Below are 23267 nucleotides of genomic sequence, written 5' to 3'. Positions count from 1 at the left end.
GGATTATTTATGTTTAAAGCAGAATTAAGTGATTCTAGTATTCTAAAAACCAGTTTTGATGCTATTTCATCCATTGTTGATGAAGTACAAATTCAAACTGACAGTGAGGGCATGAGATTAGATGCCTTAGATCGTAGTCACATAACTTTCGTACACTTAGAGCTTAAATCTAGTTTATTTGATGAATATATTTGTGATGTTCCTGAAAAAATTAACATTGATACTGATGAATTCATGAGAGTTCTCAAAAGAGCTAAATCACAAGATAGAGTTTTAATGTCTGTTGATGAAGGTAATTTCATTATTACTTTTGAAGGTGATGCAACAAGAACTTTCAAAATAAGATTAATTGATATGGAATATGATAATCCTGTTCCACCTCAAATTAGTCATCCAACAACCTTTAAAGTACGTTTCTCAATCTTAAAAGATTGTATCAATGATATTGATATCTTTTCAGATAAAATTGCTTTACAAGTTGATGAAGATTACTTTATTGCATCTGCTGATGGTGAATTTGGTGATGCAAGTATCAAATATCTCCACGGAGAAAATATCCAAGAACATGCAAAATCTTTATTCTCATTAGACAAGATTAGAGAAATGCTTAAAGCGGACAAATTTTCAGAGGAAGCTGAAATTAGTTTAGGTACTGACATGCCATTAAGTTTAACTCTTAACATGGTTACTGGTGACGGTAAACTCAGTTTCTTGCTTGCTCCTAGATTAGAAACAGATGAATAATTTTTCATTTGTTTATCCTTTTTTTATTTTTAAAAGACAACTTTAGAGATGATATTAAGTGGATCAGTTTTATCAAGAATTGCGTAAAATTCAAAAAAAAGAACGTAATAATGGTACTTTAGCTCGTGTAGAAGAAGATTTTTATGCAAGTATTCATGAATATTTGGATGAGCTAAGACAAGAAGCAATGAGAGATCCATTTTCTAATGTACATGGAATGCTTAAAGAGGCTCAAATTATTGCAACAGAGATTTGTGAAAGAAGAGAACATAAAATCACTGATGCTGCTGTTGTTAATATTCACAGGTCTTATCATTTATTTACTGGTAAGCCTAAATTTGATTTAATTGACACTACTCCTCTTAATTTGACTCCAGAAGAGGAAAAATTTTATTTTTCTTTAATTGATACCTTAAAAAACCATAGGGGAAATATTTCTTTAGAAAAATTATCTGATGATGAAGATAAAGTTATCAAACCTAAAGATGTTCAGACTAATACTTTGATTTCACCGGATGAAGTTAAACCTAAAGTTAGTGCAGTGATACCTAGCGATGAAGAACCTAAAGATGAAGTCTTGGAACGCTTGGATGAGATTAGTAGGGCAAAAGTAATTCCTCAAGAACCTCCAAAACCTAAAGTAGCTCCAGCTCCAAAACCTCCTGCGAAAAAAGCAGCTTATGGTAGTATTGAAGACAATCCTAATGCTTTTGATGAACAAGATGAATTCTATGACTTGGAATCTAAAAAATTAGCTAGGGATACAGAACTTGTTACAATGCTTGTTTTTGATGATGTTGGGTCTATTGTTGGTGTTGATGAAAAAATTTATGGTCCATTCAGACCTCAGGATTTGGTTACTCTTCCATTGATAAATGCAAAAATATTTTTCAAAAACAGAAAAGGTAGACAAGTCAAAATTTAACTATTTTCCATTACCTTTAAATAACTTAATAAATAGATATATCAATTGTATCTATTTGTGATAATAAAAAATTATATATTATATAATTTGGATTTTTGCTGTGTGTAGACTTGATGCGTTACAATACAGTTTTAATCTCTAGTTTTTTAATAAAAATATTAGATTTAGATAAATTCATAGATAGGTTTACAATGATTTATTAATTACGGTGAAAATATGAAAATACCAAAAGAAAAAAGAACTTACTGTCCTCACTGTAAAAAACACACTATGCACGAAGTTCACACTGCTAAAAAAAGAAAAGCTAGTGAATTAACCTGGGGACAAAGACAATTCAGACGTGTAACTGCTGGTTACAGAGGTTACCCAAGACCTTTACCTGCTGGAAACAAACCTGTTAAAAAATTAGATTTAAGACTCAAATGTAAAGAATGTGGTAAATCTCACATCAAACAATCTTTCAGAACAGGAAAACCTGAATTTGTAGCTAAATAGGTGATTAACATGGTTAGTAAAGGTAGAGGAAACTTTTTAAAAGTTAAATGTTTAGATTGTGACAACGAACAAGTAATCTTTGATCGTGCAGCTTCTGACGTAAAATGTATTATTTGTGGTAAAACTCTTGTCAAATCTCGCGGTGCTAAAGCTAAAATCACTGCACACATTGAAAAAGTTTTAAACTAGATTTCCTAGTTTAAACTTATTTTTTACTATTTTTTATAATTTTTATTAATGTTGGTGAGAATATGGTAAGAAAAAGTCAAGAATGGCCTGATGAAGGAGAACTTATTGTAGGTACTGTTTATAAAGTTCTCAATTATGGTGCATTCGCTAAATTAGAAGAATATCAAGGCAAAGAAGCTTTTATTCATATTTCTGAAGTGTCTTCTGGTTGGGTTAAAAATATCAGAGATCATGTAAGAGAAAATCAAAAAATTGTTTGTCGTGTTCTCAGAGTTAATCCTAAAAAAGGGCATGTTGATGCTTCCTTAAAAAGGATTCGTGAAGATCAAAGAACTAAAAAAATCCAACATTGGAAAATAGAGCAAAAAGCTGAAAAATTCTTAGAATTATCTGCAAAATCATTAGATAAAAGTTTAGATGATGCTTACGATGAAGTGGGTTATGAACTCATGGACATCTTCGGTGATGTTTATGGGGCATTTGAAACCGCTTCTGAAGAAGGTGCAGAATCCCTTACTGAAGAAGGAATTCCTCAAGATTGGGCTGATGCTATAACTGAAGTAGCTCAGAAAAACATTACTCCTCCTGAAGTTCACATTAGTGGTTATGTCGACATTGAAACTTTCGTACCAAATGGTGTTGAAATTATCATTGATGCTCTTAAGGCTGCTGAAGACAATGGGGATGAAGAGGAAGAAATTAAAGTCCAATGTGTAGGTGCTCCTAGATATAGGATTACTGTAAAATCTACTGATTATATCTTAGCTGAAAAAGCTCTTAAAGCTGCAGCTGATAGATGTATTGCAGTAGTTGAAGAATCTGAAGGTAATGGTTCTTTCCTAAGAGAGTTAGATAATTAGATTCTTATGAATATGAAAATGAATAAATGTCCGGAATGCGGAATTTATACTTTAAAAGATTCCTGCCCTAAATGTGGTGGGAAACTTAAAGTTATTTATCCTCCTAAGTTTTCTGTTGAGGATAAATATGGAAAATATCGTCGTATTTTAAAAAAGGAATCAATGAAGGGGTAATGTAAATGAATGCTGCTGAAATTAATATTTTAGAAGAAGTTGAACTCGAAAATCCTATTTTCATTGAAGCATTACCAGGCCTTGGACATGTCGGTAAATTAGCTGCAGACCATATGATTGATGAATTGGGAGCAACTAAATTTGCTGAAATTTATTCTCCAACTTTTCCACCTCAAGTTCTTATTAAAGAGGATGGAATCATAGGAAATATGCTCAATGAGTTATATTACTTAAAAGATGTTGGTGAAGACAAGTTAGATTTAATTATTCTTGTTGGTAACACACAAGCTTTATCTCCTGAAGGACAATATTTAATCTGTAAGGATATTTTAGATTTTGTTAAAGGTTATGGAATAAGCAGAATTTTCACTCTTGGTGGAATGGCTATCCCTCAGCCGGTTGAAAATCCAAAAGTTTATGGTGCTGCCACTAATGAAGCTAATATTGAGTTATTAAAAGAAGCTGATATTGATATCAGATCTAATGATGGTGGTATTGTTGGTGCTTCTGGTTTATTCTTGGGTTTAGGAGTTCGTCAAGGACTTGAAGGTATTTGCCTCATGGGTGAAACTCCAGGATATTTCATTGATGCTGAATCTGCTGAAGCTATTTTAAAAAAATTGTCATTATTACTTAATTTTGAAGTTAATACTGATAAATTAGATGAAAGAGCTGAAGAAACCAGACAAATGATTGCTAAGGCTCAACAAATGGAACAAGATTTAATTAATAAGGCTAATGCTGGAAATGCCGATGATTTAAGATATATTGGATAATTTCAATATATTATTTTTTTACTTTTTTTTATAAGTGCTATTGCACTAGTTTATTTACTCAAATTTTAATCTAATTAGAAAAATAAATATAATTTTAGTTTCTAACATTTAATCATGTTGGTAAATGCTGATTTTCATGTTCACAGTTGTTTTTCAATGGCTTCCTCAAAGGATATGCTAATAAAAAATATGGCTCCTAAGGCTAAATTAAAAGGTTTGAATCTTTTGGGAACAGGTGATGCTTTTCATCAGGGATGGCTTGATATTGTTGAAGAAAGCACAACTTATTTGGGGGATGGTATTTACAGTATGGATGATATGAATTTTGTCTTAACAACTGAAGTCGAGGGAAAAAATAGGATTCATCATTTAATCATTATACCAAATATTGATATTGCACGTGAATTATCAGATGTGATTCCATCTAAAAATAAGGGAATTGATGGAAGGCCGAAAACAAATTTGTCTGGTGTTGAACTTTTGGAATTGGTCCGTGAGTATGATTGTTTAATTGGCCCAGCACATGCATTTACACCTTGGACTGGAATGTATAAATCTAATGATAGTATTTATGATTGTTATGAGAAAAAAGTTGATTTTGTAGAGTTGGGTTTATCTGCAGATACATTCATGGCTGATAGGATATCTGAACTAAAGGATTTTCCATTTCTTACTAATTCTGATGCACATTCACCATGGCCACATAGGTTAGGTAGGGAGTTTAATCAAATAGACATTAAAGATATTTCATACTCATCAATTAAAAATGCATTTAAACATAATAAAATCAAAGCAAATTATGGTCTAGTTCCAAACTTGGGAAAATATCATATGACTGCATGTACAAAATGCTATAAATTAATCAATCCTGCAGTTGCTCGTGAAAATAAGATGAAATGTAGTTGTGGCGGAACAATTAAAAAAGGTGTTGATTATAGAATTTCTGAAATCGCAGATTATGATCATCCTAAACATCCAGATTTCAGACCTAAATATGTTCATTTGATGCCTTTGGCTGAAATAATAGCTACTGTTTATGATAAAGGTGTCACTACAAAAACAGTTCAGGGCAAATGGCAGAAATTAATTGATAAATTTAACACTGAAATTAATGTTCTTGTTGATGTTTCTATTAAAGATATTGAAAAAATAGATTCTGCAATTGCTCCTGCAATTAAATCATTTAGAAATGATGAACTTGATATTATTCCTGGTGGTGGGGGTAAATATGGGCAAATTTCTTTTAATAAACTAAAAAAGCAAGATTCACCTAAAATTGTTACTTTGGATAATTTTTAAAAAACGGACTTGGAGGGATTTGAACCCTCGATCTTAAGATTAGGAGTCTTACGCCCTTCCAGACTAGGCTACAAGCCCATTAAATATTATAAAATTAATTTAAATAAAATATTCTAGAAAAAAAGAGTATATTAAGAGCGGACCCGCCGGGATTTGAACCCGGGGTCTTCGGATTAGAAGTCCGACGCCCTATCCAGCTAGGCTACGGGCCCTCACATACAACAATAATAATTTTGTTAGTTTTATTATATATAGTTAACTATTTTTCGTATTCTTGATAAAAAATAAAAAAAGGAATAATTTAAAATTATCCTCTTCCAGTAGCACCAGTTGCATCATTTACGCTTATGGTATCTACTGCATTACCATTTGCATCATATACTGTAAAGTACCAGTATCCTCCGGAATATGATCCACTTCCTGCATAACATCCATCTTCCTCAATAGCACTACTTGCAATGCTTTTTGCTTCTGCTTGAGTTAAATGTGTTCCTGAACCTGATCCACTTCCTGAACCTGAGCCTGAGCCTGAGCCTGAGCCAGAACCTGATCCACTTCCTGAACCTGAGCTTGATCCACTGCTAGTTCCAGTTCCACTTCCAGCACCGGTTCCACTTCCTGAGCTTGAACCACTTGATCCTGAATCTGCACTTCCTGAACTAGATGAAGTTGTTGCTATGGTGTCTCCACTTCCATTTCCAGTAACGGTATTATTTCCTATTCCATTTCCAGCGTCATTGTCACTTGAGAACATACTGGTTAAGTCAGAAAAGATTGGATTATCGCTGTTGGTAATGCCATATGCTGCAACTGCTGCTGCAACACATAAAACGATAATGATTGAAATAATTATGTTTGCTTTATCCAATTTTTCCCCTCCTTTAAATTGAATATTAATTATAATAATATAATTTTTTTACATATTATATATATAGTTTTCTATATCTTTTTTTTAGGAGTACTTATTAATATTTGTTAATATATATAGTAACCGTTAGTTTCTAATTTCTATAATTGAGGTGACATATTTGAAAGATAGAGTAGTTATATCTCCTACAACTCGTCAAGAAGGCCATGCCGAATTAGTCATGGAAGTTGATGATGAGGGGATAGTTACAAAAGGTATGTATTTAAGTATTACTCCTGTAAGGGGTTTAGAAAAGATGGTTCTTGACAAAGCTCCAGAAACAGCTCCTGTTTTATGTCAAAGAATTTGTGGTGTTTGTCCAATCCCACATACTTTGGCTTCCGCAGAAGCAGTTGATATGGCATTAGGAATCGAAATTCCTAAAGACGCTAAATTGTTAAGAAAAGCTACCTTAGCAGCACACAACATTAACAGTGCAGCTATCCACCACTTCTTAATTGCAACTGACTTTGTACCTGAAAACTTATTTACCACTGCTGTTGACAGTGTAAGTAACATCAGAAAAACTGTACAATACGTTGTAGATATGATCGCTGGTGAAGGTATCCACCCATCTGATATTAGAGTTGGAGGAATGGCTAGAAACATCACTCCTTTCACTAAAGAAAGATTAGTTGAAAGAATGACTGCACTCAGACCTGCACTCGAAGAACATGTTGAATTAATCAAAGGCTTAGTAGCTGATAAAGGTTTACCTGCTGATTTAGGTGTAGTAGACAGACCTTTAATGGCAACTGATGCAACTTACGGTACCAACGATTTTGATATGGACGTTTTCTCAGAAGTTTTACCTGAAGCATGGTATGATGACCCTGAAATCGGTAAAAAAGCATGTTCTGTAATTCCATTAATCAATGGTGAAAATGTTGAAACCGGTCCTAGAGCAAGAATGGAAAAATTCGCAGGATTCAAAGACAAAGGTGTAATCGCACAACACGTAGCTCGTGCAGATGAAATGTTGAAAAACTACGACGCATGTATGGAAGCTTTAGATGCAATTAACCCTGCAGCTCCTGCAAACGTAAGTTATGATAAAAGAGGAACTGGAGAACTTGGTTTTGGTGTAATTGAAGGTCCTAGAGGAACCAACGTACACATGGCTAAAGTTGTCGAAGGAAAAACCAGATTCTACTCTGCTATCGTACCAACTACCTGGAACATCCCAACCATGGGACCTGCTACCGAAGGATTCCATCACGAATATGGACCACACGTTATCAGAGCATATGACCCTTGTTTATCATGTGCAACTCACGTAATGGTTCTTGATGATGAAGATAAATCCATTCTTAAAAATGAAATGGTGAGAATATAAATTGTGGAGGATAAATAATGCCTTATGATTCAGATATAATCGTTATTGGATGTGGTAATATCTTATTTAAAGATGATGGTTACGGTCCAATTGTTATTAATCTTTTACAAAAATATTTTGAGGATAAAAATGATTATTATGATCCCGCAGTTACAGAATATGTTGAAGAAGAATTTGATAAGGATGTTTTAAATCAAATCAAAGAAAAATTTGAAGATGTAACTTTGCCTAATAGTGTACAGTTTGTTGATGGAGGAACTGCAGCACCAATGAATTTCTTCCCTTTATACAAAGAGTATGATTGGAAAAAACTAATTGTTATTGATGTAGTTGAATCAAATGCTGAACCAGGTACTGTAGATATTTTTGACCCTAATGCTATGCAAGTTGGTAAATATGATAACCCTCATGGTATGACAGTCGAAGAACCTCTTCAAAAAATTTCTGAAAAATGTGAAGTTGTAATTGTTGGTTGTAAACCTGCTTCTATCCCAATACCTGACATCGATGTGGGTTTGTCTGAATCTGTAGAGAAGGCAATTCCTGAAGCTATTGATATTATTTTAAAAGAAATCGGGGTAAAATAATGTTTGATAAATTGAAAAAAGCTTTTGGTGGCTCTAATGCTGAAGAACCAAAAGTAGAGGAAAAAGTTGAAGAGGTAGCTCCTGTAGAAACCAAAGCACCTGCAGAAGAACCTAAAGCAGTTTCATCAAAACCACGTATTGGTTACATACACTTAAGTGGTTGTACTGGAGATGCAATGTCTTTAACCGAAAATTATGATATCTTATCCACAGTTTTAACTGATATGGTTGATATTGTATATGGACAAACTTTAGTTGACAAATGGATTCACGGAACTTATGCTGAAGAAATGCCTGAAATGGATTTATGTTTAATTGAAGGATCAGTTTGTTTACAAGATGAGCACAGTGTTCACGAACTCTTAGAAGCAAGGAAAAAATCCGGTTTAATTGCAGCATTCGGTTCTTGTGCTATTACTGGTTGTTTCACTACCTTTGCACGTGGTGGACAACAAGCTCAACCTAAACATGAATCTTTCTTACCTATTAGTTCATTAGTTAAAGTAGATGTAGCACTTCCTGGTTGTCCTGTAGCTCCTGAAATGATTGCAAAAACTGTAGTTGCTTTATGTGAAGGTAACTTAGATTACTTAAAACCTGCAATGGATTTAGCTGCATGTGACCAAGGATGTGGTTGTGACGTATTAACTAGCGTAGTCCGCCAAGGATTATGTACTGGTTGTGGAACTTGTGCTCTTGCTTGTCCAACTAGAGCAATGGGCTTTTCAGAAGGTAGGCCTAGCTGTGATAGGGACAGATGTATTAAATGTGGTTCCTGTTCAGTAATGTGTCCAAGAACATGGTTACCTGAAACTGAAATTAAAAAGGAAACAGGACTTTAGGAGGAATGGAAATGCCATTAGGTACTTATAAAGAAGCAATCTCAGCTAGATCTACTGAGAAAAAAATCTTAGATGTATCACAAGACGGAGGAATTGTATCTGCATTACTCTGTTACGCACTTGATGAAGGAATTATTGAAGGTGCAGTTGTAGCTGGAACTCCTGATGACGATTGGAGACCTGTCCCTACTGTAGTAACTTCTTCTGATGAAGTAATTGCTGCAGCTGGAACTAAATACTCCATGTCTCCTACTTTATCTGCTTTAAAAACAGCAACCCGTCAATACGGACTTGAAAAAGTTGGAGTTGTAGCAACACCATGTCAAACCCAAGGTTTAAGAAAAGCACAAGCTTACCCATTCACTAGATTTGTCGCTGGTAAAGTTAAATTAATCATCGGTATCTACTGTATGGAAAACTTCCCTATGGCTTCTCTTGACACTTTTGCTACTGCAAAATTAGGATTTGACAGCTTAACTGATGCTACTAAAATGGACATCGGTAAAGGTAAATTCTGGTTAACAAAAGACGGAGAAGACTCTGGTTTAAAAATTAAAGAAACCCACGGTTACGAACAAGCTGGATGTAACATTTGTAATGATTATGTTGCTGAATGGGCTGACGTATCTACCGGTTCTGTAGGATCTCCAGATGGATGGTCTACTGTTTTAACCAGAACTGAAGACGGTAACAGTATCTTTAAAGCTGCTGTGTCTGCTGGTTTAATTGAAACAAAACCAATGGATGAAGTAAAACCTGGTCTTCCGTTACTTGAAAAATTAGCTCAAGGTAAAAAAGACAAAAACAATGCAGAACGTGAAAGAAGAGCAAAAATGGGAGTTAAAATCCCTACAATTTATTAAATCTTCTTTCTTTTTTCTTTTTTTTAAGATAAATTTAATAAAAAAATAAGTTGAAGAAAATTAAATTTCTTCTAAATAGTTGTAACAGTACAACCTTCTTTTTCAATAATTACAGTATGTTCTTTTTGACTTACAAAACAGTTTTCTTTTTCACGAAGAGGTGCATAAGGATAAACTGCCATTGCTTCTGATAATTGTTTTAATGCGATATTTCCTTTTCTCTCACCGAACTCATCTGTAATCCATCTTCCTGAAAACGGAACATCTCTGTGGTTGTGTTGAATATATTTTAATACTCTTTGTGTACTTTTCATTCTAAATGGTTTGTTTGCCATATATGAGAAAATGTAATGTCCTGGTGCATCATTTACAATACCTTCACCGTTAGTTGCAAAAGGTTCAATTGCAATAGCCTGGCCTTCTTCTAAAACGTAATTGTCATGGTTGTCATAATTTGGAATGGATATTCCTGCGTGTAAATTGAATTGTTCTAAACTATGTCCGGTTAAATTGAATATTGGGTTTAAATGATATTCTGCAATTGCTTCATGGACTGCAGCACCAATTTTGGATACTTCGATGCCTGCTCTTGCTGTTGCTATTGCTGCTTCTAGGCCAGCTGCTGAAGCTTCAACTATTTCTTCATGCAAATTAATTTCGTCTTGGGTGTAATTTTCACTAATGTCTCCATCAGCTATGATTGTAATTGCTGAATCTGCAATACATCCATTAACCATTGCTCCTAAATCTAATTTCACCATATCTCCTGCTTTAAATGCAGTTTTATCTCCGACTGGTGATGTGTAGTGAGCAGCAATTTCATTTATGGATACATTACATGGAAATGCAATTTCAGCACCAGTTTTTAATATTTCACTTTCTACGTAGTTTACAAGATCTATAACTAATGCTCCATCGGTTATCATTTTTGAAGCTTCACTACGTATGTCTGAAACAATTTTTCCAGCTTTTATATAAGATTCTATCATATGTTATTACCTTCTTGAATATAATAATTAATTATTTAATAAATAAAATTTATATTTATATTTATATTAGTTTACTCTATAAATATACTTGGAGGTTAAAAAAATGGACACTTTTACTGCAATCCCTGATCAAATTTTTTATTTGATTATTTTAGTAATTGTTGCTATTGTTTTAATTGTTATTGTTTTCCAATGGAAAAAAGTTGCAGAATCAAGAAATTCAATTTTAATCCTTGAAAAAGAGATTGAACTCAAAAAAATGTCTATGGTAGAAAAAGACATTGAATCTAAAAGATTAATGGACAATCCAATTCCATTACCACAAGAGCAACAAGACAGTCTTTCAGCAATCAGACAGTCTACTACTGAAGTAAGAAGCAATGTTGGTTATCTTCATTCAGAAATCAATGAAAGATTGGCTAGACTTGAAGCTGAAACTGAACAAAGAAAATTAGAAAAAATGCTTAAAGAAATTGAAGCAAAAGAGAAAAAACTTAGCAAAATGAATAAATAGGTGGTAATATGGATGCTATTGAAGCAGTTGCAATATTAATTTTGGTTGTTGCGATTGTTATTTTAGTTTATTATTATTTACTAAACAGTCCATCCACTATGGATAAATTAAAAAGTATTGTTCCTGAAAGTGCTGATGCACATATGGATGAAGTTCTAGGCAAAAATAAAAAAGATGCTACTTCAGAATATGAAAATTTATCTAAAGAGGATATTTTGGACGATAAAGAAGAATCTGAATCAATGGGTAAAAGAATCAAAGTTAAATTAAGTGATATTGAAGGTTCTACTATCAATACCAGTGCATTTTCACATAAGCTTGATGCATTCTTGGACCAAAAAAGCGATCAATTAATTAAAGATTGGTCATTAGCTACAACAAATGATTTGGACAATCTTGAAGCTAAATTCAATGAAACCACTAATAATGTTGATAATTTGGAAAAAAGTTTCAATGAATTTAAACAATCATCTGAAGAATTCCAAAAGCTCACTGAGGAAAGATTGGGTGATTTGGATAAAAGAATAGAATCTTTGGAAAATAAATAATTTATTTTTTTAAAATAAATTTATTTTCTTTAATTTATTCTATTTTTCCGAAATCTTTATATAGTATGTTTATCATAAGATATAGTATAAACATATACTTGTTTTTATTCGTATAGCAGGGTGGGGTAGTCTGGTGATCCCGCGGGGCTCATAACCCCGAGATCCCTAGTTCAAATCTAGGCCCTGCTACTATTATTATAATTAATTATTTTTTCATGGCAAGTTAAAGACAGCTGCTGGTTTTTTATTAAACTAAGGAAACTCCGCCCATCGCACAATACTATGGCGTTGAAAAACGTATGCTGAGAGGCATGACACTGGAGCAGAAACGATACGTCTTTTAATGGTAGACTATGATATTTAATTGAGGACATTAAAAGAATAGGTGAAACGGCCATTCCATAGGATGCAAGAGCAAATTTGCCGATAATCTGTTGAGTAGGCAAGGTAGCACGCTAAGACGAATGCTGTATAAAACAGAAGGTGGGTTACTCTTAACAGGCCATGATTAATTAATTATATGTGCTTATTTTGAAAAGATTTAATTATTTTTATATTAATATTTTATTTTATGGAAAAAATTACCTATGATGATGTTGTTGAGTATAATTATCTGTTTACATTTGCACCTTCTTTTTTATTAGAAAGAATGGCTAAAAAGAATTCTAATTTAGTTAAAAAATTTAAATCAACAATTCAATCTTATATGGATAATTTGACAGATATTCAATGTGTTAAACTAAATGTCATATTGGATAGTGATGTTTCTGAATTGCAAGCGATTATGCAGGAAGCATATGAAAAAACTAATAAAAAACAATATAGAATTTTAGCTAATCCTAATTATAGTCAATTTATCGAGTTAAATCTCAATGAATTAAAAGGTATGGTTTAAAAAGTAAATTAGGACTATTGGTTAAATAGTCCATCTAAAAAGTCTGTTTCTGAAGTATCATTGGTGCTATTCATTACATCCGATACTTCAGTTTGGTAACTGTTAATGTCTCCTTGAACATTTTGTATTTGCTCAATACTGTCTGCAAGGTTTTCAATATCATTGTTTGAAAGGTTGATGTTGTAATTAATGGTAGTGTTATTGATTATATTTACGATAGTTTGATGATCTGTAATGTTTTCTTCTTTAACGGTTTCTTTTACATCGTCAACTAAGTTGGATAAGTCATCAGCACTAACATTTGATTCTTTTACAATTTCTGCTTGTGTGTAAATTTCGTTGTTTGCAGCTTCTTTAACAGTGTCTGGAATTTCAACATCAGTAGCAACTTCATATGAATTCATAATTCCTGCTAATGCAGATTCACCAGTTGCAGTTACTGGGCTTGTTACATATACATGTCCACTAGTAATTCCTGCTGATTTTAATGCAGATAAGTACATGTCACCAGTTATTGTGGTGATTTTTGATTTATCTACGGTAACTTTAAGGTTTTCGTTATCTCCTAAATCAACTAATGCTGATGAGAAAATTTGATTTGAATTATAATTTTTTCCAGTAATTGTACTTGAAATTTTATTTACCTCACTAGCAGTAATTATTTTTGAACTTACTCCTTTTAAATCTATATGTGCTTGATTTTCAAAGAATGAATCAACGATATTCTTGTAATCAGCATTATTTTTTGTAGTTTCACCATAGGTTAATACAACTTGATTGTCATTAGTTGAAAAACCTGCTGGTATAATCATTCCAATAATGATTATTGATAAAACAATCATAATAATACTATTTTTACGCATTAATGTCACCTCTTTTCTATTGGTACATTTTATTAGTAGGATTATATATTTAAATGTATCTTATTTGTGTTAACATATATATGAAAAGTATTAAGTTTATTTTAATTTTAATAAACTTTATATGTTTTCAAATTAAATTTAATAGTATAGTAGATTATTAAAATTGCTATGTAATCAATGTAAAAAGGGGGTGAAAATCACGAAAAAGTTAGACAATAGGTTATTATTTACATTATGCGTGTTAATTTTAATTTTATTCTCTGTAAGTTGTGTTTCAGCACAGGATAATGAAACTGCGTCTGATTTAATATCAGTTCCTGCAGATTCTGTGGATGTTGATCAAGTTCAAAGTTCACAGGTTGATGAGCCTGTGTTGGAAGCGACTGACAATGCAATTAAAATTATTAATGTTAAGCATCATTATAATGAGACTGCCAATACTTGGGATGAAGAGGGTTATGCTTTAAAAGATGCAACAGTTAAGTTGTATGATTCAAATAATAATTTAGTTTCAACACATAAGACTGATTCAAAAGGTTCTGTTGTAATTAAAAACTTAAAATCAACAAAATATCATGTTGAAGTCAGTTATGCTGATTATGAAACTCAATCTTCAGGAATTCTTGATTTTACTAAAAAATCAGGTACTTTGGAAGGTTCATTTGATTTCATTCCGGACATTTTGCTGTTAGTTGATTATACTTCTCATAAGGAAAAAATCAATGTTTTAATGAATATGTCCAAACGTGTTGCATATATTGATGTTAGAAACTATGATTCATCTAGGGAATGGTTGGTTGAAAATGCAAAGTTCATTCATATTGACATGTTTGCTGAAGGTTCATATACTGCATTTACTGCTGAAAAACTAAAGCAGTTGCTTGCAGTTGCTCCGGCTAATGCAAATTATAATGTTGCATATACATTTGGTGTTTATAGTGATAGTATTTTAAATTCAACAGGTTTGCACATTGTTGGTGCAAGTTCAAATAACAATACGTATCATACAATTGAAAATACATATATTGGATCATATTTCCAGGCTGAAGATATTAATTCATCTGATGTTTTGTATCATAATATGGAAAATTACTTGAAATATGTTTATTATTTGATTAATCCGTCAAAATACGAAAATCCTACTCTTGACGATGCTAATGCTCCTCAAATGGGTGCTGAATGTGGTTTTTATCATCCAGATTTAGGTGTTTATACAATATCACCAGAAGGTAGTTTAATTAATCAATGGATTAAGAAAAATCCTGGTTATAATTGTGATGGAAAAGGTAGTTTAAATTGGATGGTTCAAGACTATTCTGACTGGTTTGAAGAGGTTTTAGATCCTACTTCATTATTTGAACAGTTTGAATATGCTTTTATCGAAAAATTCGATCCAGATACAAAATTCATAGCTATCGTTACTTATTATTGTGGTGGAGACGTAGTTGATTCCTTGATTAGAGGTTTTGAGGATGTTGGTAGGCCTGCATTTAATATTTTTAAATTTTCTACAAACCCTTCAATGTCTTCAATATTGAATAAAATTAACAATATCTCAAAAGTAGGAATCTCTTCTATGGTTTCATTATATAGTTGGTCTTTAAGTTATGCTAATGGTACTGCAGAAAGCGATTTATCTGATATTGATGTGGAAATCCTTAAAGGAGTAAATGAAATTTCACAATCCAGTTATGAAAGTACACTTGGGCCTCAAACAGAATGGACATATTCTGTAACTTATCCAAGTTTTGAAGGAGTATTCAGTCCGGTTATTTTATCCTATGTTGATGATAATGGGAAAGTTCATGTTATTCAATCTGGTGTGGATAAGATGGTTCAGCTCAGCAGTAAATGGGCTGATTTAAAGGATTTGGAGAACTCTGAAAAGGTAATTGTTATAGTCCTCTACAACTATCCTGCAGGTAAGGCGGAAATTGGTGCATCTTATTTGGATGTAGTGCAAAGTACTTATGATTTGATTCTCAAGTTATATGAAGCAGGTTATACTACTTGCAATATCAGTGAATTGATGAATATAACAGAGTTCAGTGATTTGCTATTTGATAATGGCAACAAAGGTTCATGGGCTGGAGGTGTTCTTAAGGAATATGTTGAAAGAAATTGGGATAGTCTTGTTGAACATCATCAATTAATATCAATGGATGATTTCATTAACTTGACTGATGATCTTTCTGACAGTTTATATGAGCAAATGGTTACTCAATGGGGTGCCGGTTTAGGTAAATGTATGGTTTATACTGCTGATGATGGTCAACAATATTTAGTTATCCCAGGTTTCTGGTTAGGTAATATTTTCATTACATATCAGCCAAGTAGAGGTTGGGAAGAAGCTAATGTTACAGAAGTTGTTGAAGATTATCATGATTTGACCTTGGCTCCTCATCAACAGTATGTTGCATTCTATGAATGGTTGGATAAGGTTGCTGGTGTAAATGCAATTGTAAGTATGGGAACTCACGGAACATTGGAGTGGTTACCTGGTAAAACTTTAGGTGTTGGTGAAGGTGATTGGTCATTTGAATTAACCAAGATTCCAACAATATATCCATATATTGTATCTAACCCTGGAGAAGCTATGGTTGCAAGAGATAGAAGTTCTGCAATGGTTATTACTCACATGACTCCAGCTATTGTAAATTCAGAGTTATATGGTAACTATTCTGTATTGAATAATTATATTACTTCTTACAAGGATCAAATGAAACTTAATGTAACTTCCAATGCGGAAGTGTACAGGGAAAAAATTCTTAAATTGGCTCCATCATTAGGTTTTAGGAATATGTCTGAAGGTGAATCCTTTGATGACTGGTTGGATGAATTGCATCTTTATCTTGAAAACATGGCTGATGATTTCATTACATATGGTTTGCATACTTTAGGTAAGGTTTTAACTGGTGATGAATTGTCTGGTGAAGTTGTTACAATTGTAACTTCTCAAACTAAAATCTATAATCAAATCATGGAATTCCTATATCCTGAACTCAAAGGCAAGGATTTCTATAGTGATATTCAATCAGATGTAAACTATTTAACTGAACGTCATGCAATTGAGGCTTTCATGCAGAATATTGCTGATGAATTAGTCAATGGATCTTCTGTTGATGAATTGGCTGATAAATTGGGAATTGATAAGAATAGTTCTTTATATAATTCAATAAGTTATGCTGCACAGGTTATTGTAAACATCCAGAACAACAATGAATGGAATGCAATTCTCACTGCATTGTCTGGTGGTTATGTTGAAGCTGGTTTACTTGCAGATCCAGCATATGGAGATTCTATTCCTACTGGATATGATGGATATGCATCTGACTCAACAAAAATGCCTTCTAAAGCAGCTTATGAATCTGCAGTTAAAATTGTGGACTTGTTGCTTTCAGAATATTATGAAGAACATGGTGAATGGCCTGAAATGACTGCATTGATCTTGTGGGGTACTGAAATTTCAAGAACTGAAGGAATTGGTATTGCTGAGTTCTTATATCTCTTAGGATGTCAACCAGTATGGTCTGAAAATGGAAAAGTTATTGGTGTTGAATTACTTCCTTTGGAAAATTTAACAGTGACCTTAAGTAATGGTTCTGTAGTCAACAGACCTAGAATTGATGTATATGCAAGTACTGTAACCAGTAATAAAGATTGGATAACTTGGATGGTGACTGCTACAAGATTGGCTGCAAATGCTAATGAGACAGAAGAGGATAATTATGTTATAAAACATTATAATGAAAATCCTACACTAGACAGGATATTTGGTCTTTCAGGTAATGTTCTTGAGGGAACTGGTATGAGTACTCTTATTCCAAGTACTTCTGAATGGAATATTTCAACTGTTAATGAAGTTGGAATGAACACTTATTTGGATACAGTTTCATTTGCGTGGACTATTGATGAAGATGGTAATATTCAAATCAGTAAACAAAAAGATACCTATGAGTATCTCCTTAAAAAGACAGATTTAATTACTCAAAACCTTGACAGTACATGGAGAATTTTAGATTCTGATGATTACTATGATTGGTTTGGTGGATTATACAATGCTGCTTCAATTTTGAGGGAAAGAGATGGTTTAAGTAGGCCTGACACTTCATTTGTAGATATACGTGACAAAAACAGATATGTTGCTAGATCATATGAGGATGAAATGGAGTTTGAACTTAGAACAACTCTTTTAAATCCAAAATATCTGGAACCTCTTAAAGGAACTGCTGCAGGTATGAACTGGATTGCATCTAGAATGCAGAATACATTTGGTTTATTGACTGTAAGTAACAATAAGTTAAATACTGAATTGGGAAATCAAATGACTGATACTTTATTAGGTTTGCAGAGTAGTGTTACCAGTGCAAGTACTTCTGTAGGTTTGCAGTCTTCTCTTGCGCACATGTTTTATCTTGGAACTCAAGGTACTTGGGCTGCAGACAGCAAAACACTTCAAAAGATTGCAGACGCATATATGCAACAAGTTCTTCAATATGGTGTTGCATGTTGTCACCACACTTGTAAGAATTTAGATTTTAATATGAAAATTATTCAAGCAAGTTCTTTGACTGCTGCTCAAAAAGCACAGTTTGCAAAGATATTGGCTGAAGCTACAAACACTGATCCGTTGTATGAAATGGATGAAAAGGATTCCACAACTGATGATAATAAAAATGCACAGGAATTGGGCAATGGAACTAATGCTGAAAAACAATCAAGTAGTAGTTCTGGTGGTAAAACATCTGCAGGTCAAGATGCATCCCAAACAGGTGATGCAAAATCTGCTTCACAATCTGATGCTTCAAGTTCTTCATCAGGAGAATCTGGTGCTAATGCATATGAATTATCTCAACAATCTGCTTCAAAATCCGCAGCTTCATCTGAATCCAGTATGCCAATATTTGTTATAATTGCTATTATTATATTAATTGCAATTTTCTTGGTTGGATACGTTAGAGATCAAAAAGACGAAGATTATGATGATTATTAATTTAATCATCAACTTTTTTTATTTTAGAAATTTTTAAATATACTTTAATTATAAAAGTATTAGTGTATTAGATTATTTTTAAAGTTAACTTAAATTTAGCTTTAAAATATAATTGAATTTAATGTGATTGAGGTATATTGAATGGTTAAAAAAATTAATTTTTTATTAGTTTTATTATTACTTATTTTTATTTCAATGGCTAGTGTATGTGCTAGTGATGATTTAAATGAAACTGTAAGTAGTAATGATGCTATTTTAGATAATTCATTATCTGATGAAGTATTATTTTCTTCTGATGGTGATTTATTAAGTGAACCTGTTACATATGAGATAAGTTCGGATGATTATTCCACTTATTTTAGTAGTAATGGAAATCTAATTTCTTCCAAGGTTAATTCTGGGGATACAATCAAATTAACTGGAGATTGGAATAATAAGGAATTTAAGTTTAATAAAACTGTAAATGTTGTTTATTCTGGATCTAAAACCATGAAAAATTGTATTTTTACATTTACTAATGGTGCTAATGGAAGTTCTATTGTTGGTTTGAAAATTGCCAATAATAAAGATTATAATTATGGAATCTTTTTGAATGGTGTAATAAATTGTACTGTAAAAGATTGTTTCATTAATAATACTGGAATGTCTTCCTATGCGATTTGTATAGCTAATGAAGCAAATTACAACAACATAACAAATAATGTTTTTAACACTTATGGTATAACTTATGGTCAGGGAACCCGATCCACATCTCCTGTTCTCTTGTGTGGTGCTCATCATAATTACATTGCAAACAATCAAATCAGTTGTGATGATGCAAATGCAATATATTTGTCCAAATTTGATGGAGGTCCTTTGAAAGGTGGTGTTTCCAATTATAATTTAATTTACAATAATACTATAAAATATAATGTATTGCCAACTTCATGGGCTTATGGTATTCAAGTTATGGGTGGAAATAACAAAATTGATTCTAACATTGTCATTGGTGCATTTAGAGGTATTGCAACTACTGATGGTAATTATAATGAAATAATTAACAATAAAATTGTAAATGTCACTGGTGCTGATTACAATAATCCTAATGTTGTATCTGGAGGAGAATTTGCAATTGTCGGTTCTTCATATTCAATAATAGCAAACAACACAATTGTAAATGCAAATGTTCTTTCAGGTTTTGCCGGAATTTATGCTGGAACTAACGTTGTTGTTGAAAATAATTCTATTGAGATTATATCTTCAGGATATGGTATTCAGGCTGCTGGAAATAATGTTACTATTAAAAACAATAATGTAAGTACTAATTTAGGAGCCGGAGTTTTCTTGAAAGGCAATTTTGTTGAATTGCATGTAATTGGTAACAATATTACAAGTAATTCTGGTGTGGGTGTTTTAATAACAAAAGAAAGTGCTAAGAAAATGCCTGGAAATGTAACTATTGTTGATAATTATATTGCAACTGGAAACTCATATGCAATTAATGCGGGCGATATTGATTCATCAACTGAAAATACTATTGAAGATAATGAGATTCCTAAAGGTAAGGGTAATGTAGTAACTCCGGAAGGTACTTATGACCCATCAAAACCTAAATATATATTCAATGGTGCTGTGTATACAGTAACTCCAGAAAATTATAATGATTACTTCGATGTTGGAGGTACATTAAATCCTTCAGTTAAGAATGGTGATATTTTATCATTTGAAGGGAATTTCATAAATCTTGGTGTAATCTATGTTAATGCGGCTATTAAATTAACTGGAAGTAATCCAACATTCACCAATACAACATTCAGATTGTCAGATGGTGTTTGGATTGAAAATTTCACTATTAAAAATAAAAATTCCGAAAGAATTAATGCATGGGGAATTCTTGTTTACAATACTTGTGGTGCAAAAATTTTAAATTGTACTATTGATGTGACAGATCCAAATGCTGCTTATGCAATTTATGTTGTTGAATCCAGTGATGTGGATGTCATAAACAATACATTGACTTCAAGCGGTAATTATTTAACTTACACATTGCTTGCAATATCTGTTGAAGACTGTAATTTCATCAACAATACAATTTATACTGTGGGAACTGGTATTGAACATGGATTTGAAAGCAATCATTGTGTAGATGGTAATTCTACCTGTGTGGATGGAAACACTAACTGTGCCGATGGAAATACAGTATGTACTGATGGTAGTTGTGTGGATGGTTCTTCTTGTGTTGGTGGGGATTCTGTTTGTACTGATGGTAGTACTAACTGTGCTGATGGCAATTCAGTTTGTGCAGATGGGTCAGTATGTACAAGTGGAAATACAATAACTGGAAACCATGTTTTAAGGGAAGTATACAGGACTTATGGTATATTGATGACTTATTCATCTGGATGTAATGTTTCTGGAAACAAAGTAAATGTCACATCTAAATTAAGTAAAACTGCAAGTTCAACCAATTCTTCTGTTAGTGGTCATAATAACTTGTCAACAAACTCTGTTGTAGGTATTGATTTATATTATGATAGTCACAATAATGTATTTTCAAATAATGAAGTTTACATAAAAGCTAATGATACTTATATTTATGGAATGGGTGTTTTAGGATATTACACTGGTCATGATGCTCCTGAAGGTCAAGGTGCAACTGATAATCAATTTATTAATAATAAAATAGTTTTAGAAGGAACATATTTTGTCCAAGGTTTGGTCATTGGCGACTCATCTGAAAGTACAATAATTATTGGTAATGATGTCAGTGCAAAATCTATGAATTATTCATATGGTATTAATTTAGAAATGTCTCAAAATTCAACTATTAAAGATAATGCTTTCACATTAAATTCAGATATTGTTTATGGACTTGAAGCATTCACTTCTAACAATAATATTATTAATGGAAATAAATTTGACATAAAAGCTAAACAAGCGTATGGTATGGTACTTTCCAATGCGGAAAATAACATTATTTTGGAAAATATTATCATGAATAATGTAACTGGTGAAAAGATAACATATAGGATTTATGATTCTGTTGGTAGTGGTGTTGCTGCTGTTTACATTAAATCCAAGTCTTTGAATAATGTGATTAGATGTAATAATTTCACTTCAGTAAAAGGTTATGCAGTGCTTGTTGATGATTTGGCAGTTAATAATGAAATTGCGGATAATTATCTGATGTCTGAAAAAGGCAGTGGAAATGCAGCTATCAATAATTCAGACAGTAATAACATTAATGGTAATTATGTTTATGTGTTTAATGGTTCATTTGATGAAGTGTCTAGTAAATATTTAGATACTGTAAATATTACTGTAAATGTTGATGTTGATGGTGCATTGGTCAAGTTTTACATTGGTGATGAGGAAATTGGAAGTACAATTTCTTCAAATGGTGTTGCAACATTAAAATATAAATTGGGTTCTGATTTTGATCCGGCTACTTACAAAGTGAATGCAATAATTACTAAGGATAACTATTTATCTAATGAGTTATCTTCTACTTTATATGTTGGAGAAGGCTCTTTGGATGTTACTTTTAATGATGTGTCTGCATATATTGGAAATAAAGGTAAATTCATAGCTACTGTAAAAGATGCTGATGGAAATCCTATATCTGGAATTACAGTCAAATTTTACAAATTCCAAGGTAGATATGTTTATGTGGGAATGGCAAAAACAGATAAAAATGGTGTAGCTACACTTAATGCAGAAGTACCTACTACAATTGGCAGTTATAAAATGCTTGCCAACATTTCAGATGACTCCAATACTTTTGAATCTTCAAGTAAAGAATCTAGTTTGACTGTAACCTATAAACCGGCAATTACTCTTTATAAAACCAGTTCGGTTTATTATGGAAACACAATCAAGTATAAAGTTCGCATTAAAGATGATACCGGTAAATATGCTGTTGCAGGTAAAATTGTAACTATTAAAGTAAATGGCAAATCTTACAGTGTTAAAACAGATAAGGGTGGTTATGCATACAAGTCTATTGCACTTAAAGCAGGATCTTACACTGTATCTGTCCAATATAAAGGAATCTCTTCATCAAGTAAGATAACTTTCAAGCCAATTTTGATAGCTAAAAGCATTACTAAAAAGAAAGCTAAAACAATTAAGTTTTCTGTTAAATTAGTTAATAAATACGGTAAAATCTTAAAATACAAAAAAGTCACCTTCAAGTTCAAAGGCAAAAAATACACAGCTAAAACCAATAAGTACGGTTATGCTACTGTATCTCTTAAAAACTTGAAAGTTGGCAAGTATGCTATTACATCAACTTATGGTGGATGTACAGTTTCAAATAAAATAACTATAAAAAAATAAAGGTTTCATCCTTTATTTTAACTTTTTTTCAAAAATAATTTAATAACTTTTAAATATACTTAAATATAAATCATTATTTGTAGTCAATTAAATTAAAGTTTATATCAAATAATTTAGACTATTAGTATAATTTAATATTTTTTAAATGAGG

Annotated in this window: 20 protein-coding genes, 3 tRNA genes and 1 other RNA gene; 19 read left to right on the top strand and 5 right to left on the bottom strand. The window is 32.3% G+C overall.

Features of this window, described 5'->3' with window-relative positions; all coding sequences use genetic code 11:
• The first annotated feature begins 9 nt into the window (after nucleotides 1-9).
• The 8 genes from pcn to MR875_03430 all read left to right on the top strand — a co-directional run bounded on the left by pcn (nucleotide 10) and on the right by MR875_03430 (nucleotide 5462).
• Nucleotides 10-744 carry a proliferating cell nuclear antigen (pcna) gene (pcn, locus tag MR875_03465; GenBank protein MCI6993901.1) on the top strand — a complete coding sequence of 245 codons (735 nt, stop codon included), beginning with the start codon at nucleotides 10-12 and terminating at the stop codon, nucleotides 742-744.
• A 79-nt stretch (nucleotides 745-823) separates the two neighbouring features.
• On the top strand, nucleotides 824-1669 hold the full coding sequence (locus MR875_03460) for a hypothetical protein (GenBank protein ID MCI6993900.1): 846 nt from the start codon (nucleotides 824-826) through the stop codon (nucleotides 1667-1669).
• A 216-nt stretch (nucleotides 1670-1885) separates the two neighbouring features.
• Nucleotides 1886-2164 (top strand): 50S ribosomal protein L44e, encoded by a 279-nt coding sequence (locus MR875_03455; GenBank protein MCI6993899.1) that lies wholly within the window; start codon nucleotides 1886-1888, stop codon nucleotides 2162-2164.
• Nucleotides 2165-2173: 9 nt separating this feature from the next.
• Nucleotides 2174-2353 (top strand): 30S ribosomal protein S27e, encoded by a 180-nt coding sequence (locus tag MR875_03450; GenBank protein ID MCI6993898.1) that lies wholly within the window; start codon nucleotides 2174-2176, stop codon nucleotides 2351-2353.
• A gap of 62 nt (nucleotides 2354-2415) precedes the next feature.
• Nucleotides 2416-3213 (top strand): translation initiation factor IF-2 subunit alpha, encoded by a 798-nt coding sequence (locus tag MR875_03445; protein ID MCI6993897.1) that lies wholly within the window; start codon nucleotides 2416-2418, stop codon nucleotides 3211-3213.
• Between the two features lie 6 nt (nucleotides 3214-3219).
• Nucleotides 3220-3387, top strand: a complete 168-nt coding sequence (locus tag MR875_03440) for an RNA-protein complex protein Nop10 (protein ID MCI6993896.1) — start codon at nucleotides 3220-3222, stop codon at nucleotides 3385-3387.
• Between the two features lie 5 nt (nucleotides 3388-3392).
• Nucleotides 3393-4163, top strand: coding sequence for a proteasome assembly chaperone family protein (locus MR875_03435; protein MCI6993895.1), 771 nt, complete (start codon nucleotides 3393-3395; stop codon nucleotides 4161-4163).
• A gap of 114 nt (nucleotides 4164-4277) precedes the next feature.
• Nucleotides 4278-5462, top strand: coding sequence for a TIGR00375 family protein (locus MR875_03430; protein MCI6993894.1), 1185 nt, complete (start codon nucleotides 4278-4280; stop codon nucleotides 5460-5462).
• 4 nt (nucleotides 5463-5466) lie between these two features.
• On the opposite strand, the gene MR875_03425 is transcribed toward MR875_03430, so the two are convergent.
• The 3 genes from MR875_03425 to MR875_03415 all read right to left on the bottom strand — a co-directional run bounded on the left by MR875_03425 (nucleotide 5467) and on the right by MR875_03415 (nucleotide 6330).
• Nucleotides 5467-5540: transfer RNA gene (locus MR875_03425), tRNA-Arg, on the bottom strand.
• Nucleotides 5541-5600: 60 nt separating this feature from the next.
• A tRNA-Arg gene (locus tag MR875_03420) sits at nucleotides 5601-5674 on the bottom strand.
• Nucleotides 5675-5769: 95 nt separating this feature from the next.
• Nucleotides 5770-6330 (bottom strand): endoglucanase, encoded by a 561-nt coding sequence (locus tag MR875_03415; protein MCI6993893.1) that lies wholly within the window; start codon nucleotides 6328-6330, stop codon nucleotides 5770-5772.
• 160 nt (nucleotides 6331-6490) lie between these two features.
• On the opposite strand from MR875_03415, the gene frhA reads away from it, so the two are divergent.
• The 4 genes from frhA to frhB are packed head-to-tail and all read left to right on the top strand — an operon-like array spanning nucleotide 6491 to nucleotide 9997.
• Nucleotides 6491-7705 (top strand): coenzyme F420 hydrogenase subunit alpha, encoded by a 1215-nt coding sequence (gene frhA, locus MR875_03410; protein ID MCI6993892.1) that lies wholly within the window; start codon nucleotides 6491-6493, stop codon nucleotides 7703-7705.
• Between the two features lie 17 nt (nucleotides 7706-7722).
• On the top strand, nucleotides 7723-8292 hold the full coding sequence (gene frhD, locus MR875_03405) for a coenzyme F420-reducing hydrogenase, FrhD protein (GenBank protein MCI6993891.1): 570 nt from the start codon (nucleotides 7723-7725) through the stop codon (nucleotides 8290-8292).
• Nucleotides 8292-9134 (top strand): coenzyme F420 hydrogenase subunit gamma, encoded by an 843-nt coding sequence (gene frhG, locus MR875_03400; protein ID MCI6993890.1) that lies wholly within the window; start codon nucleotides 8292-8294, stop codon nucleotides 9132-9134. The genes frhD and frhG overlap by 1 nt, the downstream gene beginning before the upstream one ends.
• Nucleotides 9135-9145: 11 nt before the next feature.
• On the top strand, nucleotides 9146-9997 hold the full coding sequence (gene frhB / locus MR875_03395) for a coenzyme F420 hydrogenase subunit beta (GenBank protein ID MCI6993889.1): 852 nt from the start codon (nucleotides 9146-9148) through the stop codon (nucleotides 9995-9997).
• A 71-nt stretch (nucleotides 9998-10068) separates the two neighbouring features.
• On the opposite strand, the gene map is transcribed toward frhB, so the two are convergent.
• Nucleotides 10069-10986, bottom strand: coding sequence for a type II methionyl aminopeptidase (map, locus tag MR875_03390; GenBank protein MCI6993888.1), 918 nt, complete (start codon nucleotides 10984-10986; stop codon nucleotides 10069-10071).
• 103 nt (nucleotides 10987-11089) lie between these two features.
• Between map and MR875_03385 the strand changes: the two genes are divergently transcribed.
• From MR875_03385 to MR875_03365, 5 genes are all read left to right on the top strand, one after another.
• Nucleotides 11090-11500, top strand: coding sequence for a hypothetical protein (locus MR875_03385; GenBank protein ID MCI6993887.1), 411 nt, complete (start codon nucleotides 11090-11092; stop codon nucleotides 11498-11500).
• An 8-nt stretch (nucleotides 11501-11508) separates the two neighbouring features.
• Entirely contained in the window at nucleotides 11509-12048 is a 540-nt protein-coding gene (locus tag MR875_03380; GenBank protein MCI6993886.1) for a hypothetical protein, read from the top strand.
• A 114-nt stretch (nucleotides 12049-12162) separates the two neighbouring features.
• Nucleotides 12163-12237: transfer RNA gene (locus MR875_03375), tRNA-Met, on the top strand.
• A gap of 29 nt (nucleotides 12238-12266) precedes the next feature.
• Nucleotides 12267-12551: RNase P RNA component (gene rnpB, locus MR875_03370), an RNA gene on the top strand.
• Between the two features lie 68 nt (nucleotides 12552-12619).
• On the top strand, nucleotides 12620-12943 hold the full coding sequence (locus tag MR875_03365; protein ID MCI6993885.1) for a hypothetical protein: 324 nt from the start codon (nucleotides 12620-12622) through the stop codon (nucleotides 12941-12943).
• A gap of 14 nt (nucleotides 12944-12957) precedes the next feature.
• On the opposite strand, the gene MR875_03360 is transcribed toward MR875_03365, so the two are convergent.
• Entirely contained in the window at nucleotides 12958-13806 is an 849-nt protein-coding gene (locus tag MR875_03360; protein ID MCI6993884.1) for a DUF1002 domain-containing protein, read from the bottom strand.
• A gap of 238 nt (nucleotides 13807-14044) precedes the next feature.
• Here MR875_03360 and MR875_03355 point away from each other — a divergent pair, with 238 nt between their 5' ends.
• On the top strand, nucleotides 14045-18799 hold the full coding sequence (locus MR875_03355; GenBank protein ID MCI6993883.1) for a cobaltochelatase subunit CobN: 4755 nt from the start codon (nucleotides 14045-14047) through the stop codon (nucleotides 18797-18799).
• Between the two features lie 195 nt (nucleotides 18800-18994).
• On the top strand, nucleotides 18995-23116 hold the full coding sequence (locus MR875_03350; protein ID MCI6993882.1) for a right-handed parallel beta-helix repeat-containing protein: 4122 nt from the start codon (nucleotides 18995-18997) through the stop codon (nucleotides 23114-23116).
• Nucleotides 23117-23267 lie beyond the last annotated feature (151 nt).

This window comes from Methanobrevibacter sp. (assembly GCA_022775905.1).
GTDB lineage: Archaea > Methanobacteriota > Methanobacteria > Methanobacteriales > Methanobacteriaceae > Methanocatella.
Note: the sequence above shows the minus strand (reverse complement) of the source record. Positions and strands in the feature narration are given on the sequence as shown.